The sequence below is a fragment of the Sphaerisporangium sp. NPDC051017 genome, assembly GCF_040683095.1.
GTDB lineage: Bacteria > Actinomycetota > Actinomycetes > Streptosporangiales > Streptosporangiaceae > Sphaerisporangium.
On record NZ_JBFBCI010000057.1, the window covers coordinates 1 to 17,347 of the forward strand.

Sequence of the window (17,347 nt, forward strand, 5' to 3'; positions counted from 1 at the left end):
CCGGGGACGGTGTGGGAGAGTAGGACACCGCCGGACAATTTTTTGATTGATGTAGGAGGGCCACCCGAGGTTTCGGGTGGCCCTCCTGCGTTTTCTGGGTGTTTTCTGTGCTTTCCGTGTCTGTCGATACCCGTCGGACGACCGGGAAACGGGCCTCGCTCCACTCTGCCTGCGCCGGATGACCGGCGGGGCGTCGTATCAGGGCGCCGGGTTCGCCGAGCCGCTTGCCACCGCGCCGGCGCCAACCACAGACCAGCCATACGACGGAGGACAAAGACAGGCGGCGCAGAACCCACCGACGACCAACTCGTCGCTGAGACCTGCCACCCGAGCGGGAAGAGCCGCTGAGAGACCAGGAAGTCGAGACCCACCGGCTGACCGGGGAAATGGGCCTCGCTTCGCTTGGGCTGTGTTTTCCGGGCTGAAGCCCGGCTGGGCACGTGCGTCCGCGTGGCCTGCTGTCAGTTTGAGAAGCGTTGGGCGTTCGTCCAGGCTTGCTGGCTGGAGGAGAGAGCGGGAAGATGTCCTGATCTCTCCTCTGTCGGTGCTGTGGGTGGGGTTAGGGGACTATCAGGAGGGCGTCGCCTACGGCTCGTTCGGTGCCGTCGCTGGGGTGGTTTACGACCTTGCCTTTGACGACCATGGCGCTGGAGCCGCCGCCGTCGAGGTTGATGGCCTGGCGGGCGCCGAGCCAGAGCATGAGCTGGGCGGCTTCCACCATGGAGGCTCCGACGGTGACGCCGGGCTTGCGTCCGTCGACGACCGCGAGGATGAGCCGGCCCGACTTGGTGACTCCGGCGAGGGTGCGCGGGTGGCGGCGCAGGATCATGTTGACGTTGGCGTGCCCGTCGGCCTTGGCGGTGACGTGCTCGATGCCGTCGCGGACGAGCCCGACGCCGCCTCCGATGATGCTGGTCTCGGGGGTGAGGGGGATGGACTTGCCCGAGCGCAGGTCGGTCACCTTGTAGGTGACGTCGAGCGTCCACTGCTCCCAGGCGTGGGACCAGATCCAGTCGGACATGATGCCGGTGCCGTGCAGCACGCGGGTCCCGGGTTCGACGTCGCCGCCGGCGCGGCGCAGCTCCAGCACCTGGCCGTTGGCGTCGAGGACGGCCTCGGCTCCGTCGTCGGCGGGGGTCTTGGCGCCGAACTCCTCGGTGTAGAGGACGAGCTCGTCGGGCTTGGGCGCGCGGTTGACGCCGCTGATGCCGGTGCGCTCGTCGTCGGCGGAGGTGGCGGTGACGGTGGTGCTGACCTCGGTGATCCTGGCTGAGCGGCCCTTGAGGATCAGCGCGCTGCGGCCGGGGACGGCCTCGCTGAGCAGGCGCCCGTCCACCACGGAGATGCCGACGGGCTCGCCGCGCAGGTGCTTGTCGGTGTGGATGTTGAAGAACCCGCCGTTCACGGCGGCGATGGCCTTGGCCTGCTTGGCCATCGCGGAGGGCCGTTCCTGCTTGGCGACGCTCACGCCCACGCTGGAGTGGTAGGCGCCACGGAAGGCGCGGGGGTCGATGGTGAGGACGCGGACGTCCCAGGGGCCGGTGGACTGGACGCCGTCGTCGCCGAGGAAGTCCGCCTTCGCCGTGATGCCGGCCTCTTTGAGCTGCTTCACGACCTTGTCCGCTTCCTTGCGCTCCTTCAACGTCCACAAGCCGGTGCGGACCATGTAGCCGGTGCTCGCCGGGTAGTCGGCGACCTCGGGGCGGGTGAACTCCTGGACGCTGACCTCGAAGCCCGCGGCGCGGACGGACTCCGCCGCGGCCTCCGCCTGGGCGCGGGTGCCGTAGTCCTTGCCGTTCATCAGGACCGACACCGTGTAGCCGTCGGTCGCGCTGCCGTGGAGGAGCGTGAACAGGTCGATGCCGGGGGCGACGGCCGTGTGGGTCTGGGCGGCGACCCCGGGCTGCCCGAGCGGGAAGTTCGACGTGGGGAGCTCCGTGCGCGTCGAGAGGGCGGCGGTCTCGGCGAGGGCGGCGGACGGGGCGCCGGCCACCAGAAGGGACAGCGCGAGGAGGCCGACGTGGAGGCGGTGTCGCGTCCGACGAGGCGGACCCGGCGGGTACGGCGTCAGGCGCGGCATCGGACGTGGCATCAGGGGCTCCCGGGGGGTGATCGCATCCTTGGGGACCAAGGTCATGGCTGCGGGACCATGGTCATGGCTGCGACACGCCGAGCGCCCGGGAACACGCCAACGTCTATGAGAATGTAACCGACTGTTATCCGCTGTCCGGAAATGTTCTATTAAGTGTTGAATTCTTGGCCTGTACCGAGGTCTGGTGGGCTACGCCTGGTAAGCGGCACCGGCGACCAGGGGATCACGCGCACGACCGCGGGGGGTCACTTGAGCAGCGCGGCCAGGCGTGCGCCGTCCAGATCATGGGCGGTGACGCCGTCGGCGCCGGTCATCGTGTGGAGTTCTCGCCCGCGCCTCCCGTGCGGTCGAAGGCGGAGCCGCCGTGCGGGAGCACCATCGTGACCCCCGTGCGTGCGGGGCCCCGGCCGACGACGCGGGGGCCGTCGCCCTCGATCAGGGTGGTATGGCCTAGTTGACGCCAGCGACGTCGGTGATCGCGTTGTACCGGCAGGGAGTGCCGGTGCCGATCACGATGCCGTGGTCACGTGCCCGCATGGACGTCGTCTCGCCGTGGGTCACCGGGTCTCCCTTCGGAACGACTCCAGTGCCAGCAGGGCGACGTGGAGGGACAGACAGGATTCGACGTCGTCGAGGTCGGTGTCGAGGATGCGTTCGAGGCGGCGGAGCCGGTCGTAGAAGGCGGGCCGCGACAGGTGGGCGCGCTGGGCGGCGACGGCCTTGTTGCGCCCGGCGTCGAGGTAGGTGCGCAGGATTCCGGTCAGGTCGCCGCCGCGGTGGGCGTCGTGGGCGAGCAGCGGGCCGAGTTCGCGCTCGGCGAAGGTCTGCAGCCGGGCGTCGTCGCGCAGCAGGTGGAGCAGTCCCCGCAGCCGCAGGTCGGGCAGGCGGTAGAACGGGCGGCGGTCGGGCTGGCGCGCGGCGGCCTCGGCGACCTGCTCGGCCTCCAGGAAGCTGCGGCGCACGTCGCGGACGGACTCGACCACGGAGCCGGCGGCGAGGACGAACGGCGTGGCGAAGGCCGTGCGGAGGCGTTCGGCGAGCGAGGTGAGCGCGGTCTCGGCCGTGGTGCGCGGAGGTAAGGGGAGCAGGACGCCGACGCGGGTCTGGTCCAGGGCGCCGACCAGCGCGGGCAGCTTCGCGTCCCGGCAGGCCGCGGCGGCGGCCTCGGCGAGCTCGCCGAGCTGTGCCTGGAGGTTGAGCGCGGTGTCGGTCGGGTCGGTGAGCCGCAGCACCACGCTGATGAGCTTCCTGCCGGTGAGGGGGACGCCCACCGCGCGGGCGCGGGCGGCGGCCTCGTCCGGGTCGGAGTAGGCGTGGGTGAGGATGCCGGTGATGATCGTGCCGTGCGCCTGGCGTTCCAGGCTTTCCTGGTGGCGTTCGAGCAGGCGGCCGAGGGCGAGCGTCGTCGCGGCGCGTTCGGCGAGGACGACGTCGCGGGGACCGGGCGGCGCCTCGCACAGGAGGATGAGCCGCCCCCAGTCGTGGCCGCGCGCCCCGACCATGGTGACCAGCCAGCCGGAGGAGGGGTCGTACGCCGTGCGCTCGTGGGGGGCGACGGCGCGGGATCGGGCCTCCCAGTTGGCGAGGAGCGCGCCGGTGTCGCGGCCGGCGGACTCGCAGGCGAGCACCTGGTGGGCGAGGTTCTCCAGCAGCGCGGGCCGGGCGGACAGGCGGGAGACCTGGGCGAGGACCTCGGCGGGGGAGGCGCCCTCGACCGACAGCTCGGTGAACACCTCGTGGAGCTGCTCGGAGGCGCGCAGCTCTTCGAGCTGGATGTCGATGATGCGCGCGTGCACGGACTCGGTGATCTGCACGAACGGGGTTTCGCGGCTGAGCGTGACGAGGGGCAGGCCGTGGGTCTCGGCGGACTCGACGACCGCGCGGGGCAGCTCGCGGATGAACCTACGGCCGAGTTCGACGATGAGGCCGGAGGCGCCGACGGCGGCGAGGTCGGCGATGTAGTCGGCCAGCTTGTCGGGTTCCTCGGGCAGGGCGACCCCGGTGGTGAGGATCAGCTCTCCGCCGCGCAGCAGGTGGGCGATGTCGCTGACCTCGCCGACGTGGACCCAGCGGACGCGGGTGTCCAGCCGGTCGGCGCCCGCGACGACGCGCGGGCTGCCGCGGCGGACGGCGTCCAGTGCGAGGACGTCGGCCAGGGTCGGTAGCATACGTCCGAGCGTAGCCGATCACGATGTAAGAAAGACCACCCACTACGTGACAGGGTGACGGCATCGGCGCACGTCGGCGCGCGTCCGTGCCGTGACGGTGCGTGCCCTCCCGTCGCTCCTGCCTGCCGTCTACTGTGGGTGATCGGGAAGGCGGGCGGGCCTCAGCCGCGCCCGGCGGCGGCGTCCTCGGTGGGAGACGAGGGCGGGGCCGATGACTGGGCCGATTGAGGTGGCGGGCCGGCCTCGTCCAGGTGGTGCCGCAGCCGGACCTCCAGGCCGTCGAGCAGGGCGACCAGGCCGAAGTCGAAGGTGAGACTCTTGGTGATGCCCATGTCGCTGTAGTCCTGGGCTCTGTGCCGGGCCAGCAGGTCGGGGTAGTCGGCCGCCGCGACCTCGACCTGCTTCCTCAAGGTGTCCAGCCACTCGTCGGCGGAGACGTCCGAGCCCGCCACCATGTTGAGCCAGCTCACCTCGGGCGTCGTGGCGCCCAGCGTGTACGACACGACGGCGCCGGTGGCGTAGTGGAGGATCCTGCCGGTGAAACCGGCCCTCTCGAAGGCGACGGTGAGGGCGCCGGTGACCGCGAGCGCGTTCGGCCCGAAGCTCGGCAGCACGCCGAGGAGGGGGGCCACCCAGGGGTGCCGGAGCATGGTCTGGCGCATGCCGTAGGCGAACACGGCGGCGGCGTCCCGCCAGCTCCTCTCGCCCTGCGGTCCGGGGACCCTGGCCTCGGCGAGTACCTCGTCGAGGCAGAGCTCCAGCAGCTCGTCCTTGTTGGCGACGTGCCAGTAGAGGCTGGTCGCGCCCGCGCCGAGCTTGGCGCCCAGCTTGCGCATGCTGAGCGCCTCCATGCCCTCGGCGTCGAGGATCTCGAGGGCCGCCCGGACGATCTGCCCGCGGCTCAGCGCGGGCTGGTCGCGGCCGCGCCGTGGCGGGGTTTCCCGGGCCCAGACCGAGGTGAACGGGGGCTTGTTCGCCACTGGTGCGCCTCCTTGGTTCGCTCAAGGATAAAACCACTCGCACACTGTCCGATGCATATCGTACGCTGTGCGAGTGACATCGAACACTGTACGAGAAGCCGGGCGCGGCGGTGCCCCGGAGAAGAACCCTCGCCGCTGGTGGATCCTCGGCGTCCTCTGCCTCAGCCTGCTCGTGCTCGTCGTCGACAACACGGTGCTGAACCTCGCGATCCCCTCCCTCATCCGCGACCTGGGCGCGACCCCGTCGGACATCCAGTGGATCATCGACGCCTACGTCCTGGTGTTCGCCGGCCTGCTGCTCACGACGGGCAGCTTGTCCGACCAGTACGGCCGGCGGCGCTTCCTGATCATCGGTCTGGCCCTGTTCGGTGGCGCCTCGGTGGTGGCGATGCTGGCGCAGGAGCCGTGGCAGCTCGTCGGCGCGCGGGCGCTCATGGGCGTCGGCGGCTCGTTCCTCATGCCGAGCACGCTGTCCATCCTGATCGTCGTCTTCGACGACTCCGAGCGCCGCAAGGCGTTCGCCGCCTGGAGCGCGGTCGCCATGGTGGGTGTGATCGCCGGGCCGACGCTCGGCGGTTTCCTCCTCGAGCACTACTGGTGGGGCTCGGTCTTCCTGCTCAACGTGCCGATCGCGGCCCTCGCGATCGTGGCCGCGGTGCTGCTCATGCCGGAATCCCGCGCGCCCTCCCGTCCCACCGACCCGTTCGGCGCGCTGCTGTCCACCGTCGGCATGACGGGCCTGGTCTACGCGGTGATCGACGCTCCCCGCGCGGGCTGGACCTCGACGGGCACGCTGGTCGCGCTCGCGGTCGCCGCGGTCGCCCTCGGGATCTTCCTGGTGTGGGAGCGCAGGTCGGAGCATCCGATGCTTCCGTTGGGACTGTTCCGCGACCGCAACTTCCGGGGCTCGTCGCTCTCGATCGTGCTGCTGTCGTTCGGCACCGGCGCGCTCCTGCTGATGCTCACGCAGTACCTGCAGTTCGTCCTCGGCTACAGGCCGATGCAGGCCGGCCTCGCGCTGCTGCCGTACGCGGTGGCGGCGGCCCTGTTCAACGCGGTCGGCGCCGGGCTCGGTCAGAAGGTCGGCAACCGGCTGCTGATCACGGGCGGCATGGTCGTCATCGCCCTGGGCTTCGTGGTCATCGCCCTCATCGGCCCGGGCGACGGGTACGGCAAGCTCATCGCCGGTCTGCTCATCATGGGCGTCGGCGGCGGTCTCGCCGGGCCGGCCGCGTACGCGACGCTGCTCGGCGCGGTGCCGCCGGAGCACGCCGGGGTCGGGTCGGCGCTCAACGACACCGTCCAGCAGGTCGGCATGGCGCTGAGCGTGGCGGTCCTCGGCAGTGTCCTCGCCGGGATCTACACCGCGCAGATGCCGGACGACGCCCCGGCCGCGGCCAGGGGCTCGATCGGCGCGGCGCCGGTGTCCGGCGACCCGGGGCTGGCGCGGGCGGCCAAGGACGCGTTCGTGTCCGCGATGTCCTTCGGCGCGTGGGTCGACGTCGCCCTGACGCTCGCCGCGGCCGTGCTCGCCTTCACCATGCTGCGCTCCCGGACGGCCCCCGCCGCCGCGGTCGCCGACCGCCAAGCCGAGACCGTCTCCTGACCGGCCCCGTTCCCCTGAACGACCAGATGTTCGTTCACCCAAGGTCCCCGTCACCCGGCACGTGACGGCCCGTCCCGCGCGGGCCGCCGTCCGGGGCGGGGGCCGTCGACGTCCCGCGGAACGGACCGTTCACGATATGTCAGGACATCACGTCCACAGGGTCACAGGACAATAGAAGCAGGAGGTTGCCAGCATGTAATGTGAGCTCGCGGTACGCCGACACATTGGGGGTAATGCCCATGGCGATAAATCGACATAATCGGGCTATGTCCGACCTTCTTGCGCGCCATCGTGCGGTCATGCCCAACTGGTTGTCCATCTACTACGACGAGCCCATCGAGATCGTGCGGGGGAAGGGCAACCGCGTCGTCGACGCCGAAGGCCATACCTACCTGGACTTCTTCGCCGGCATCCTCACCAACATGATCGGGTACGACGTGCCCGAGGTGCGCGAGGCCGTGGAGCGTCAGATCGCCACGGGCGTGGTGCACACCAGCACCGTCTACCTGCTGCGCGGCCAGATCGAGCTGGCCGAGAAGATCGCCAGGCTGTCGGGCATCGAGAACGCGAAGGTCTTCTTCACCAACTCCGGCACCGAGGCCAACGAGACGGCCCTGCTGCTCGCGACCTACGCCCGCAAGTCCGACCAGGTGCTCGCCATGCGGCAGAGCTACCACGGCCGCAGCTTCGGCGCGCTGTCGGTCACCAGCAACCGCTCATGGAAGAACAACTCCCTGTCGCCGCTGAACGTGCACTTCCTGCACGGCGCCGACCGGCACCTCCCGCAGTTCCGGGGCCTGTCCGACGCCGAGTACATCGAGGTCTGCGTCGAGGACCTGCGGCACGTGCTCGCCACCGCCGTCTCCAACGACGTCGCCGCGCTGATCGCCGAGCCGATCCAGGGCGTGGGCGGCTTCACCATGGCCCCCGACGGCCTGTTCAAGGCGTACAAGGAGGTCCTGGACGAGGAGGGCATCCTCTTCATCTCCGACGAGGTGCAGACGGGCTGGGGCCGTACGGGCTCGGCGTTCTTCGGCATCCAGAACCACGGCATGACGCCGGACATGATGACCTTCGCCAAGGGCCTCGGCAACGGGTTCGCGGTCGGCGGCGTCGTCGCCCGCGGCGACCTGATGGACGGCCCGCACGCGATCGGCCTGGCGACGTTCGGCGGCAACCCGATCTCCATGGCCGCCGCCAACGCGACGCTCGACTACGTCCTCGACCACGACCTGCAGAGCCGCGCCGCCGTCACCGGCGGGATCCTCATCGACGGCCTGCGTGAGGCCAAGGACCGCCTGCCCATCGTGGGGGACGTCCGCGGCAAGGGCCTGATGTTCGCCGTCGAGCTCGTCGACCCCGCGACCGGCGCCCCCGCGCCCGCGCTGGCCGGCCGGTTCATGGAGGAGACCAAGAAGCTCGGCCTGCTCGCGGGCAAGGGCGGCCTGTACGGCAACGCGCTGCGCATGGCGCCCCCGCTGACGCTCACCGAGGACGAGGCGCGCGAGGGCCTCGGCATCATCGTCACCGCGCTGGAGACGATCAACGAGGAGGTCGGCAAGTGACGGCCCCTGAGCAGAAGCGGGTCGGCCACTGGATCGCGGGCGCGCCGGTGGACCAGCCGTCCGCCCGGCAGGCGGAGGTCTTCGCCCCCGCGACCGGCGAGGTGAGCGGGCACGTGGACCTCGCCTCGGCGCGGGAGGTCGACGCGGCGGTCGCGGCGGCGGCCGCGGCGTTCCCGGCGTGGAGGGACGCCTCGCTGGTCAAGCGCGCGCAGGTGCTGTTCCGCTTCCGCGAGCTCATGTACGCCCACCGGGACGAGCTGGCGGGGCTGATCAGCTCCGAGCACGGCAAGGTGCACTCCGACGCGCTCGGCGAGGTCGCCAGGGGCCTGGAGGTCGTGGAGTTCGCCTGCGGAATCCCGCACCTGCTCAAGGGCGGTTTCTCCGAGAACGTCTCCACGAACGTGGACTCCTTCTCGATCCGCCAGCCGCTCGGGGTGGTGGCCGGCATCACGCCGTTCAACTTCCCGGCGATGGTCCCGATGTGGATGTATCCGATCGCGATCGCCTGCGGGAACGCGTTCATCCTCAAGCCGTCCGAGCGCGACCCGTCGGCGTCGCTGCTGATGGCGCGGCTGTGGAAGGAGGCCGGGCTGCCGGACGGCGTGTTCAACGTCGTGCAGGGCGACAAGGAGGCCGTGGACCGCCTGTTGGAGCACCCCGGCGTGCGCGCGGTCTCGTTCGTCGGCTCCACGCCGATCGCCCGGTACGTCTACGAGACCGGCACCCGGAACGGCAAGCGCGTGCAGGCGCTCGGCGGCGCCAAGAACCACATGCTGGTGCTGCCGGACGCCGACCTGGACCTGGTGGCCGACGCCGCCGTCAACGCGGGGTTCGGGTCGGCGGGGGAGCGCTGCATGGCGATCTCGGTCGTGCTCGCGGTCGACCCGGTCGGCGACGAACTGGTCGACAAGATCGTCCAGCGGGTCGGCGGGCTGACGATCGGCCCGGGCGACGACCCGGAGTCGCAGATGGGCCCGCTGGTCACCCGCGTCCACCGGGACAAGGTCGCGTCCTACCTGGACACGGCGGTCGCGGAGGGCGCCAAGCTCGTGGTCGACGGGCGCGAGACCCCGGTCAAGGGCGGCACGACGGCCGCCGAGACGCCGGGGTTCTGGCTCGGGCCCACGGTCATCGACCAGGTGCGCCCGGGGTCGGTCGTCCACCGCGACGAGATCTTCGGCCCGGTGCTGTCGATCGTGCGGGTGTCCTCCTACGAGGAGGGCCTGAAGATCATCAACGACGTCGAGTACGGCAACGGCACGGCGATCTTCACCAACGACGGAGGCGCGGCCCGCCGCTTCCAGAACGAGGTGGAGGTGGGAATGGTCGGCATCAACGTGCCGATCCCGGTGCCCATGGCGTTCTACAGCTTCGGCGGCTGGAAGGCCTCGCTGTTCGGCGACACCCACGTGCACGGCACCGAGGGCGTCCACTTCTACACGCGCGGCAAGGTGGTCACGTCCCGGTGGCTCGACCCGAGCCACGGCGGCGTCAACCTCGGGTTCCCCACCAACAAGTAGCCAAGGCCGGCGCGGGCCCGCCGCGACGGGCCCGCGCCGCGGACGTGGCGTCGCCGCGGGCGGCTAGGCTTTCTGATTCGATTAGCGAATCGTAGTCATGTCGTGGCATGCTGTTACCGGCACGCCCGGCGCCCAGGCGACGTCGGGCACCCTCCCCGGTCGGGCTGTGCACGCCTGACCGGTCGGCGTCCGGAGGGACGTGCTCGACGGGCCGGCGGCTCCGGTTGCCGGCACCAGGGCACGAAGACGATTGGTGAATACCGGGCAGCTCGTTGTGCCTTGATTCTGTGTAACGCATAGGATCGCTAAGCCAATCAGAGACGCTGCTCGCAATGACGAAGGGGCCCGCGTGACGAAGGTCAGAGGACGTCGTGCGGGCCGGCCGGCGCTGGCCGGGGCGGCCGTGGTGCTGCTCGCCGGGTGCGGCGCCGCGAGCAGCGCGTCCGAGCCGGCGCTCGCGCGCGGCGGCGTGACGTCCCGCACCCCTTCCACACCGGCCGTCTCGCCGAGCCCGGCGACGCCCACCCCCCGCGCGTCCTCCACTCCGTCCCCGACGGCGCCGGGGCGCGGTGAGGGCGCGCTGACCGTCCTGGCCGGCCGCGGCTACGCCGAGTACGGCGCGAGCGACTCGGCGGTCAACTGGGTGGGGGAGTTCGAGCGCGGATCCGGGTGCAAGGTGAACATGCGCTACCTGCAGCCCGGCCCCGACGGCATGGACAAGCTGGTGTCCCAGGGCGCGTTCGACGTCGTCTCGGCGCCTCCGGAGGTCGCGGGCCGGTTGATCGCCGAGAAGAAGGCCGCGCCCCTGACCACCTCGCTCCTCCCGCATTACCAGCAGATCCCCGAGTGGCTGCGCGGCCAGCGCGCGATCACCTCCGGCGGCGCAGCGTACGGGGTGCCGTACCTGTGGGGGTACTACCTGACGCTGTACGACGCCGGCGCGCTGTCTCGGGCGCCGCGGGACGCGCCGTACACCGACCGCGGGCCGGTCATGCTGAAGGACAGCCCGATGTCCATCGCGGACGCCGCGCTGGCGCTTAAGGACCGGCGGCCCTCGCTGGGCGTGAAGGATCCGTTCCAGCTCACCCGGCAGCAGTTCGACGCGGCGGTGGCGCTGCTCGGCGAGAAGAAGGACGCCGGGCGTTCGTACTGGACGATCCCGGTCGAGGCGCTGCAGGGCTTCACGGGAGGCGGGGTGCGGGTCGAGCGGGCCCTGCCCTACACCCTCGCCGTCGCGTCCCGCGCCGGGTGGCCGGTGAAGGCCGTGGACGAGCGGGGGCCGACGACCGGCTGGGTCGACTCCTGGATGATCTCGGCGCAGGCGGCGGCCCCCAACTGCGCCTACCGCTGGATCGACTGGGTCAGCTCGGCCAAGGCCCAGCAGCAGGCGGCCGCGTGGAGCGGGCTCGCGCCCGCGAACCCCCGGGCCTGCTCGTACGCGCCCAAGGGGGGCGCCTCCCAGGCGGCGCGCGCCGCCGTGGCCGCCCGCCTCTGCGACGCCTACGGCGTGGACGATGACGCGCGGATCGCGAAGATCGACTTTGCCGTTCGCCCGTCCAGGGATTGCGGGGGCGGGGGCGGGGAATGCACGGACTATGCCGACTGGGCCGCCGCGTGGCAGCGGCTGGTCCGATAGACGGGGTGCTCTTCACCGGCGCGTGAGAAGACCCCGGGCGCGCCCGTTCCCCCGCTGGGCGCGGTCCGCTCCGGATCATCCCCCCGAGTCCGGAGCGCCTTCTCGCAGCGTGCCGAGTGTCCGCGGGCGTGTGGCGCTTCCCGGCGTGCGATCCGTGTCCTGAAGGGTCGCTGAGGGGCTTTCCGGCGGGTGACGGCCGTCTGACGCGACGAAATCCGCAGGGTCACGCCGGTACTCCGTGGCATCTTTGCTGACTGAATGACCAGCCAGTATTGAATGGTCGACCAGTCAGTTGGTACCGTCGTCGGCATGCGCATTCTGCTCGTAGGCGCAGGTGGCGTGGGGTCCGCAGTGGTCCCGATCGCCGCGCGCCGGGATTTCTTCGAACACATCGTCGTCGCCGACTATGACCGCTCACGCGCCGAGGCAGTGGTCTCCAAACAGGTCCCGTCCGGGCCCGCCCCCGGACGAGACGCCCTCCGGTTCAGCGCCATCGGCCTGGACGCCTCCGACCAGGACGCGGTGGGGGCCGCCCTGCGCGAGCACGAGTGCGACGTGCTCTTCAACGCCGTGGACCCCCGGTTCGACATGCCCCTGTTCAAGGCCGCGCTGAACGCCGGCGCGCACTACCTCGACATGGCGATGTCCCTGTCCAGGCCGCACCCCAGCCGGCCGTACGAACTGCCCGGCGTGAAGCTCGGCGACGAGCAGTTCGCCCTGTCGGCGGACTGGGAGGAGAAGGGGCTGCTCGCCCTGGTCGGCATGGGCGTCGAGCCCGGCCTCGCCGACGTCTTCGCCCGGTACGCCGCCGACCACCTCTTCGAGAGCATCGACGAGATCGGCATCCGCGACGGCGCCAACCTGGTCGTGGAGGGCCCCGACGGGGAGGAGGCGTTCGCGCCGACCTTCTCCATCTGGACCACCATCGAGGAGTGCCTCAACCCGCCCGTCGTCTGGGAGGACGGCGGCTGGCACACCACCGAGCCGTTCAGCGAGCCCGAGATCTTCGACTTCCCCGAGGGCATCGGCCCGGTGGAGTGCGTGAACGTCGAACACGAGGAGGTGCTGCTCGTCCCCCGCTGGGTGAAGGCCCGCAAGGTGACGTTCAAGTACGGCCTTGGCGCGGAGTTCATCGACGTGCTGCGCACCCTGCACAAGCTCGGCCTGGACTCCACCGAGCCGGTGCGCGTGCGCGGCCTGGAGGTCTCGCCCCGCGACGTCGTGGCGGCCTCGCTGCCCGACCCGGCGACCCTCGGCGAGCGGATGCGCGGCAAGACCTGCGCGGGCACCTGGATCAAGGGCGTCGGCAAGGACGGCGGGCCGCGCGAGGTCTACCTGTACCACGTCGTCGATAACGAGTGGTCGATGCGCGAGTACGGCGCCCAGGCGGTGGTCTGGCAGACGGCGGTCCACCCTGTCGTCGCGCTGGAACTGCTCGCGCGCGGCGAGTGGAAGGGCGCCGGCGTGCTCGGCCCCGAGGCGTTCGAGCCCGAGCCGTTCCTGGCGCTGCTGAACGAGTACGGCTCGCCCTGGGGCATGCGCGAAGGCTGACGCTCCCGGTCCGCCCATCTGGAGGAGGCCGGGAGAACGTTCAGGAGAACGTTCAGGAGAACACGGCCCGGGTGGGCGAGTAAGGCTTGCGCCGCGGCGCGGGCGTCGCGGGCGTCAGAGCCTTGGCGCACTCGTTGCACGCCATGACGGGCCGGTTATCGGGAAGCCTGCCGACGCGGACCCGGGGGCGCGGCCACTTCTTGTGGCAGACCACACAGGCGTCGCCGTCGCGCTGCGGGCCTGTGAGATCACCAGGGTCGAACGTCAAGGTGAGCCGTGCGGCTCCGGCTGGATCCCAGCTACTCATCCTGCTCCCGCTGATCGAATGTCTCGTACCCGAACCGTTATAGCGTCATTACCCTCAGTGATCGACTAGGCCGATGTCAAGGACGGGTTAAATCGCACGCATCGCCCCCGCCGGACAACAACAAAAGGGGCACCTAGCAGCAAGCCGGGTGCCCCTTTTGTGGTGCTACTAAACGGCCGAGAAGGCCTTCTCCAGGATGGACAACCCCTCGTCGAGCAGGGCGTCGGAGATCGCGAGCGGGGGCAGGAAGCGCAGGACGTTGCCGTAGGTGCCCGCCGTGAGGACCACCAGGCCCTCGGCGTGGCAGCGCCGCGCGATCTCGCCGGTGAGGGCCGCGTCCGGCTGCTTGGTCCCCGGGACGACCAGCTCGATCGCGATCATCGCGCCGCGCCCGCGGACGTCGCCGATGACGTCGAAGCGCTCGGCCAGCACGCGCAGCCGGGGCATCATGACGGCCTCGACCCGCCGGGCCCGCTCCACCAGGCCGTCGGCCTCGATCGTCTCCAGCACGGCCAGCGCGGCCTCGCAGGCCAGCGGGTTGCCGCCGTAGGTGCCGCCGAGGCCGCCCACGTGGACGGCGTCGAGCAGTTCGGCCCTGCCGGTGACCGCGGCGAGGGGCAGGCCGCCCGCGATGCCCTTGGCCGTGCAGATGATGTCGGGGACGATGCCCTCGTCCTCGCAGGCGAACAGGTGGCCGGTGCGGGCGAAGCCGGTCTGCACCTCGTCGGCGATGAACACGATGCCGTTGGCCTTGGCGTACTCGGCGAGCCTGGGCAGGAAGCCCCGGGCCGGCACGACGAAGCCGCCCTCGCCCTGGATCGGCTCGATCACGATCGCCGCGACGTTGGCCGCGCCGATCTGCTTGTCGATCGCGTCGATGGCCTGGGCCGCGGCCTCCTCGGCGCAGTTCTCCGGGCCGGTGGGCCAGCGGTACGGGTAGGCCATGGGCATCCGGTACACCTCAGGGGCGTAGGGGCCGAACCGGTGCTTGTACGGCATGTTCTTGGCCGTCAGGGTCATGGTCAGCAGCGTGCGGCCGTGGTACCCGTGGTCGAACACGACGACGGCCTGGCGGCCGGTCGCGTGCCGGGCGACCTTCACGGCGTTCTCGACGGCCTCCGCGCCGGAGTTCACGAGGAACGAGCGCTTCTCGTGGTCGCCGGGGGTGAGCCGGTTGAGCTTCTCGCAGACCTCGACGTACGACTCGTACGGCGTGACCATGAAGCACGTGTGGGTGAAGTCGGCGACCTGCCGTCGGACCCGTTCGACCACGCGCGGCGCGGAGTTGCCGACGGTGGTGACGGCGATGCCGGAGCCGAAGTCGATGAGGGAGTTGCCGTCCGCGTCCACGACCACGCCGCCGCCCGCGTGGGTGACGAAGACCGGCAGGGTGGTCCCGATGCCGGGCGGCACGGCTGACCGCTTGCGCGCGAACATCTCCCGCGACCTCGGGCCGGGGATCTCGGTGACCAGGCGGCGCTCCTGCGGAAGCGAGGGGCCGCCGTGCGCGAAGGGCTGCTCGTGTGCGTCACGCTCGGTGCTCATGCTTCGACCGTAGGGCCACCGGCTCCGGATGCCGATCTGGCGACATGGCACAATAAGGGCATTCTCCTTGTCCAAGTTGTACAAACCTGTGCGGGTTGTTCGGAGGACTGAATGGCTCCGAGCTTGCGGCGGGTGGCGGCGATGCCGGCGCTGCGCCTGCGGGTTCGCGCGGCGCGGGACGCGCTGGACCGGCCGGTGCGCTGGGTGGCCGTGAGTGAGCTGGAGGACCCGACGCCGTTTCTGGAGGGCGACGAGCTCCTGCTGACCACGGGGATGCGGCTCGGCCCCGGGGACGCCGAATCGTACATATCAAGACTTGTCGCCCGAGGGGTGGCCGGGCTCGGGTTCGGCGTCGGCCTCGGGCACGAGGACGTGCCGCCCGCCTTCGTCGAGGCCGCAGCCGACGCCGGCCTGCCGCTGTTCGAGGTGCCCCGGGAGACGCCGTTCATCGCGATCGGCAAGGCCGTCAGCGAGCTGCTCGCCGCCGAGCGGTACGAGGAGCTGAGCGACGCGTTCGCCGCGCAGGGACGGCTCACCCGCGCCGCGCTGCGGGCCGGGGGCACCGGCGCGGTGGTGGAGCGGCTCGCCAAGGAGATCCACGGCTGGGCCGTGCTGCTCGACGACGCCGGCGAGGTGCTGTGCGCGGCGGGCGAGGGCGCCGCCGAGGGGGCGCGGGTCGCGCGGTGCGAGGTGCGCAGGCTCCTGGCCCCCGGCGCGCCGTCCAGCCTGGCCGTCTCGGGGCCGTCCGAGCACGTCATCGTGCAGCCCCTCGGGGACCGGCCCCGCGTGCGGGGGTTCTTCGCCGTCGGCGCCGAGCGGCCGTTCTCGCCGGTCGGGCACACCGTCGTCAACACCGCGGGCTCGCTGCTCACCCTCGCGCTCGAACAGGGACGGGTGCGGCTCGCCGCGACGCGCCGGGTCCGCGCGGCCGCGCTGCGCCTGCTGCTCACCGGGGACCGGCGATCGGCCGAGGAGGTCCTGGAGGCGGCGGGCCTCCCGGACCCGGCCAGACGCGGCGCGGGCTTCCCGGACGGGCGGGTGGTGGTGCTGGCCTGCGAGCCGCGCGACGCGGAGGCGCTCCAGGACGCCCTGCCGGGCTTCGCCGCGCCGTGGGAGGACGGCCTGGTCGTGGCGCTCGCCGCGCAGGACGACGCCGAGGCGGTCGTCGCGCTGGCCTCGTCCCACGGCCGGGTGGGGGCGAGTGGGCCGGTCGAGGCGCCGGACGTCGCCGCCGGGCTGGACCAGGCCCGGCGCGCGCTGGCGTACGGGGCGACCGTCATGCGTTTTCCCGACCTCGCCGGCCAGGGACTGCTGTCGCTCGTGGACCCGGGCCTGCTCGCCGGCTACGCGTCCTCGCTGCTGGCCCCGCTGCGGGAGTACGGCTCGCGCGCCGACCTGGTGGAGTCGCTGCGCGCGTACCTCGCCTGCAACGGCCACTGGGACGCGGCGGCGCAGCGGCTCGGCGTCCACCGGCACACCCTCCGCTACCGCATCCGGCGGGCCGCCGAACTGCTCGGCCGCGACCTGGACGACCCGGCCGCGCGCGCCGAGCTGTGGATCGCCCTGTCCGCGCCGGAGCCGGACATGGGGTGAAACGCCGGGCTAGAGGGGGCTCGGCAGGCTGTCCTTCTGGACGAGGTAGCGGCTGATGGCGGCCAGCGTGACGGACAGGTAGACCCGCTCGTCCCTGAGGTGACCGGCGCGTTCCAGGCTGACGGCCCCCTGTGCCGCGGCCCACAGGCAGTCGGCGATCTTGCGCGGCTGGGTGGGGACGAGGTACCCGGCGGAGATGCAGTCGGCGATGGCGCGGTCGAGGACGTTCACCGCGGCCCTGGCCAGGGTGCGCGCCCGCTCGCTCGGCTCGAAGCCGGGGATCGCCTTCTCGAACATGACGCTGTAGTAGCCCGGTTCGGCCAGGCATGCCTCGCGGTAGGCGGGGCCGAGCGAGGTGAGGTACTCAAGCGGGTCGGGGTGGCGCGGCACGGCGGCGAGCCTGAGCCGGAAACGCTCGAACCCTTCGAGGTAGAGCGCCTCCGCGAGCCCTTCCTTGTTGCCGAACATCGTGTAGACGACCGTGGTGGAGCAGCCGGCCTCGCTCGCGATGCGGCGCACCGTCAGGCTGTCGGCGCCGTGGGTCAGCAGGAGATCCCCCGCCACCTGGATGAGACGGTTGCGTATTTCGTCATGGGACGTCTGGTTGCCCAGTGCGTACGCCCCTTGGAGACCGAGCGGCGCCGGCGAACCCATGAGCGACCCAGACCCTTCTCACCAAGGGTCCCCGCGCGGACCCGCATCTGGACTTAACCACGTGTCAGAGGCTTCAAACCGACATGCAATAGAAAACCTTCTGAAATTGCGGCATGTCTGTTACAGAAAG

The 17,347-nt window shown here is 71.4% G+C and carries 12 protein-coding genes; 6 read left to right on the forward strand and 6 right to left on the reverse strand.

Annotated elements, in window-relative coordinates:
* Positions 1 to 559 precede the first annotated feature (559 nt).
* The 3 genes from AB0M95_RS32365 to AB0M95_RS32375 form a co-directional block, all read right to left on the reverse strand.
* Positions 560 to 2,092 carry a phosphodiester glycosidase family protein gene (locus AB0M95_RS32365; protein ID WP_363772841.1) on the reverse strand — a complete coding sequence of 511 codons (1,533 nt, stop codon included), beginning with the start codon at positions 2,090 to 2,092 and terminating at the stop codon, positions 560 to 562.
* A gap of 557 nt (positions 2,093 to 2,649) precedes the next feature.
* A complete protein-coding gene (locus tag AB0M95_RS32370) occupies positions 2,650 to 4,260 on the reverse strand; it encodes a PucR family transcriptional regulator (RefSeq protein WP_358517329.1) in 1,611 nt (536 codons plus the stop codon).
* 161 nt (positions 4,261 to 4,421) lie between these two features.
* Positions 4,422 to 5,240, reverse strand: coding sequence for a TetR/AcrR family transcriptional regulator C-terminal domain-containing protein (locus AB0M95_RS32375; protein WP_363772843.1), 819 nt, complete (start codon positions 5,238 to 5,240; stop codon positions 4,422 to 4,424).
* A 73-nt stretch (positions 5,241 to 5,313) separates the two neighbouring features.
* On the opposite strand from AB0M95_RS32375, the gene AB0M95_RS32380 reads away from it, so the two are divergent.
* The 5 genes from AB0M95_RS32380 to AB0M95_RS32400 all read left to right on the forward strand — a co-directional run bounded on the left by AB0M95_RS32380 (position 5,314) and on the right by AB0M95_RS32400 (position 13,118).
* Positions 5,314 to 6,846 carry an MFS transporter gene (locus tag AB0M95_RS32380; protein ID WP_363772845.1) on the forward strand — a complete coding sequence of 511 codons (1,533 nt, stop codon included), beginning with the start codon at positions 5,314 to 5,316 and terminating at the stop codon, positions 6,844 to 6,846.
* Between the two features lie 266 nt (positions 6,847 to 7,112).
* Positions 7,113 to 8,411, forward strand: coding sequence for an aspartate aminotransferase family protein (locus AB0M95_RS32385; RefSeq protein WP_363772848.1), 1,299 nt, complete (start codon positions 7,113 to 7,115; stop codon positions 8,409 to 8,411).
* 32 nt (positions 8,412 to 8,443) lie between these two features.
* Positions 8,444 to 9,931 (forward strand): CoA-acylating methylmalonate-semialdehyde dehydrogenase, encoded by a 1,488-nt coding sequence (locus AB0M95_RS32390; RefSeq protein ID WP_363772945.1) that lies wholly within the window; start codon positions 8,444 to 8,446, stop codon positions 9,929 to 9,931.
* Positions 9,932 to 10,280: 349 nt separating this feature from the next.
* On the forward strand, positions 10,281 to 11,567 hold the full coding sequence (locus tag AB0M95_RS32395) for an extracellular solute-binding protein (RefSeq protein ID WP_363772851.1): 1,287 nt from the start codon (positions 10,281 to 10,283) through the stop codon (positions 11,565 to 11,567).
* A gap of 309 nt (positions 11,568 to 11,876) precedes the next feature.
* A complete protein-coding gene (locus tag AB0M95_RS32400) occupies positions 11,877 to 13,118 on the forward strand; it encodes a saccharopine dehydrogenase C-terminal domain-containing protein (protein WP_363772854.1) in 1,242 nt (413 codons plus the stop codon).
* A gap of 52 nt (positions 13,119 to 13,170) precedes the next feature.
* Here the strand turns inward: AB0M95_RS32400 and AB0M95_RS32405 are convergent, their stop codons facing one another.
* On the reverse strand, positions 13,171 to 13,425 hold the full coding sequence (locus tag AB0M95_RS32405; protein ID WP_363772857.1) for a hypothetical protein: 255 nt from the start codon (positions 13,423 to 13,425) through the stop codon (positions 13,171 to 13,173).
* A gap of 168 nt (positions 13,426 to 13,593) precedes the next feature.
* Complete coding sequence (gabT, locus tag AB0M95_RS32410; protein WP_363772859.1) at positions 13,594 to 14,970, reverse strand: 4-aminobutyrate--2-oxoglutarate transaminase; 1,377 nt, start codon at positions 14,968 to 14,970, stop codon at positions 13,594 to 13,596.
* A gap of 111 nt (positions 14,971 to 15,081) precedes the next feature.
* Between gabT and AB0M95_RS32415 the strand changes: the two genes are divergently transcribed.
* On the forward strand, positions 15,082 to 16,563 hold the full coding sequence (locus tag AB0M95_RS32415) for a PucR family transcriptional regulator (RefSeq protein WP_363772862.1): 1,482 nt from the start codon (positions 15,082 to 15,084) through the stop codon (positions 16,561 to 16,563).
* Between the two features lie 9 nt (positions 16,564 to 16,572).
* Here AB0M95_RS32415 and AB0M95_RS32420 read toward each other — a convergent pair whose 3' ends face one another.
* Entirely contained in the window at positions 16,573 to 17,217 is a 645-nt protein-coding gene (locus AB0M95_RS32420) for a TetR/AcrR family transcriptional regulator (RefSeq protein ID WP_358517345.1), read from the reverse strand.
* Positions 17,218 to 17,347 lie beyond the last annotated feature (130 nt).

What these genes read in the sequence shown, in the direction of transcription:
- AB0M95_RS32365 (WP_363772841.1), bottom strand. Translation starts at nt 2,092, where the DNA reads ATGCCACGTCCGATGCCGCGCCTGACGCCGTACCCGCCGGGTCCGCCT.
- AB0M95_RS32370 (WP_358517329.1), bottom strand. Translation starts at nt 4,260, where the DNA reads ATGCTACCGACCCTGGCCGACGTCCTCGCACTGGACGCCGTCCGCCGC.
- AB0M95_RS32385 (WP_363772848.1), top strand. Translation starts at nt 7,113, where the DNA reads ATGTCCGACCTTCTTGCGCGCCATCGTGCGGTCATGCCCAACTGGTTG.
- AB0M95_RS32400 (WP_363772854.1), top strand. Translation starts at nt 11,877, where the DNA reads ATGCGCATTCTGCTCGTAGGCGCAGGTGGCGTGGGGTCCGCAGTGGTC.
- AB0M95_RS32405 (WP_363772857.1), bottom strand. Translation starts at nt 13,425, where the DNA reads ATGAGTAGCTGGGATCCAGCCGGAGCCGCACGGCTCACCTTGACGTTC.
- gabT (WP_363772859.1), bottom strand. Translation starts at nt 14,970, where the DNA reads ATGAGCACCGAGCGTGACGCACACGAGCAGCCCTTCGCGCACGGCGGC.
- AB0M95_RS32415 (WP_363772862.1), top strand. Translation starts at nt 15,082, where the DNA reads ATGGCTCCGAGCTTGCGGCGGGTGGCGGCGATGCCGGCGCTGCGCCTG.
- AB0M95_RS32420 (WP_358517345.1), bottom strand. Translation starts at nt 17,217, where the DNA reads ATGGGTTCGCCGGCGCCGCTCGGTCTCCAAGGGGCGTACGCACTGGGC.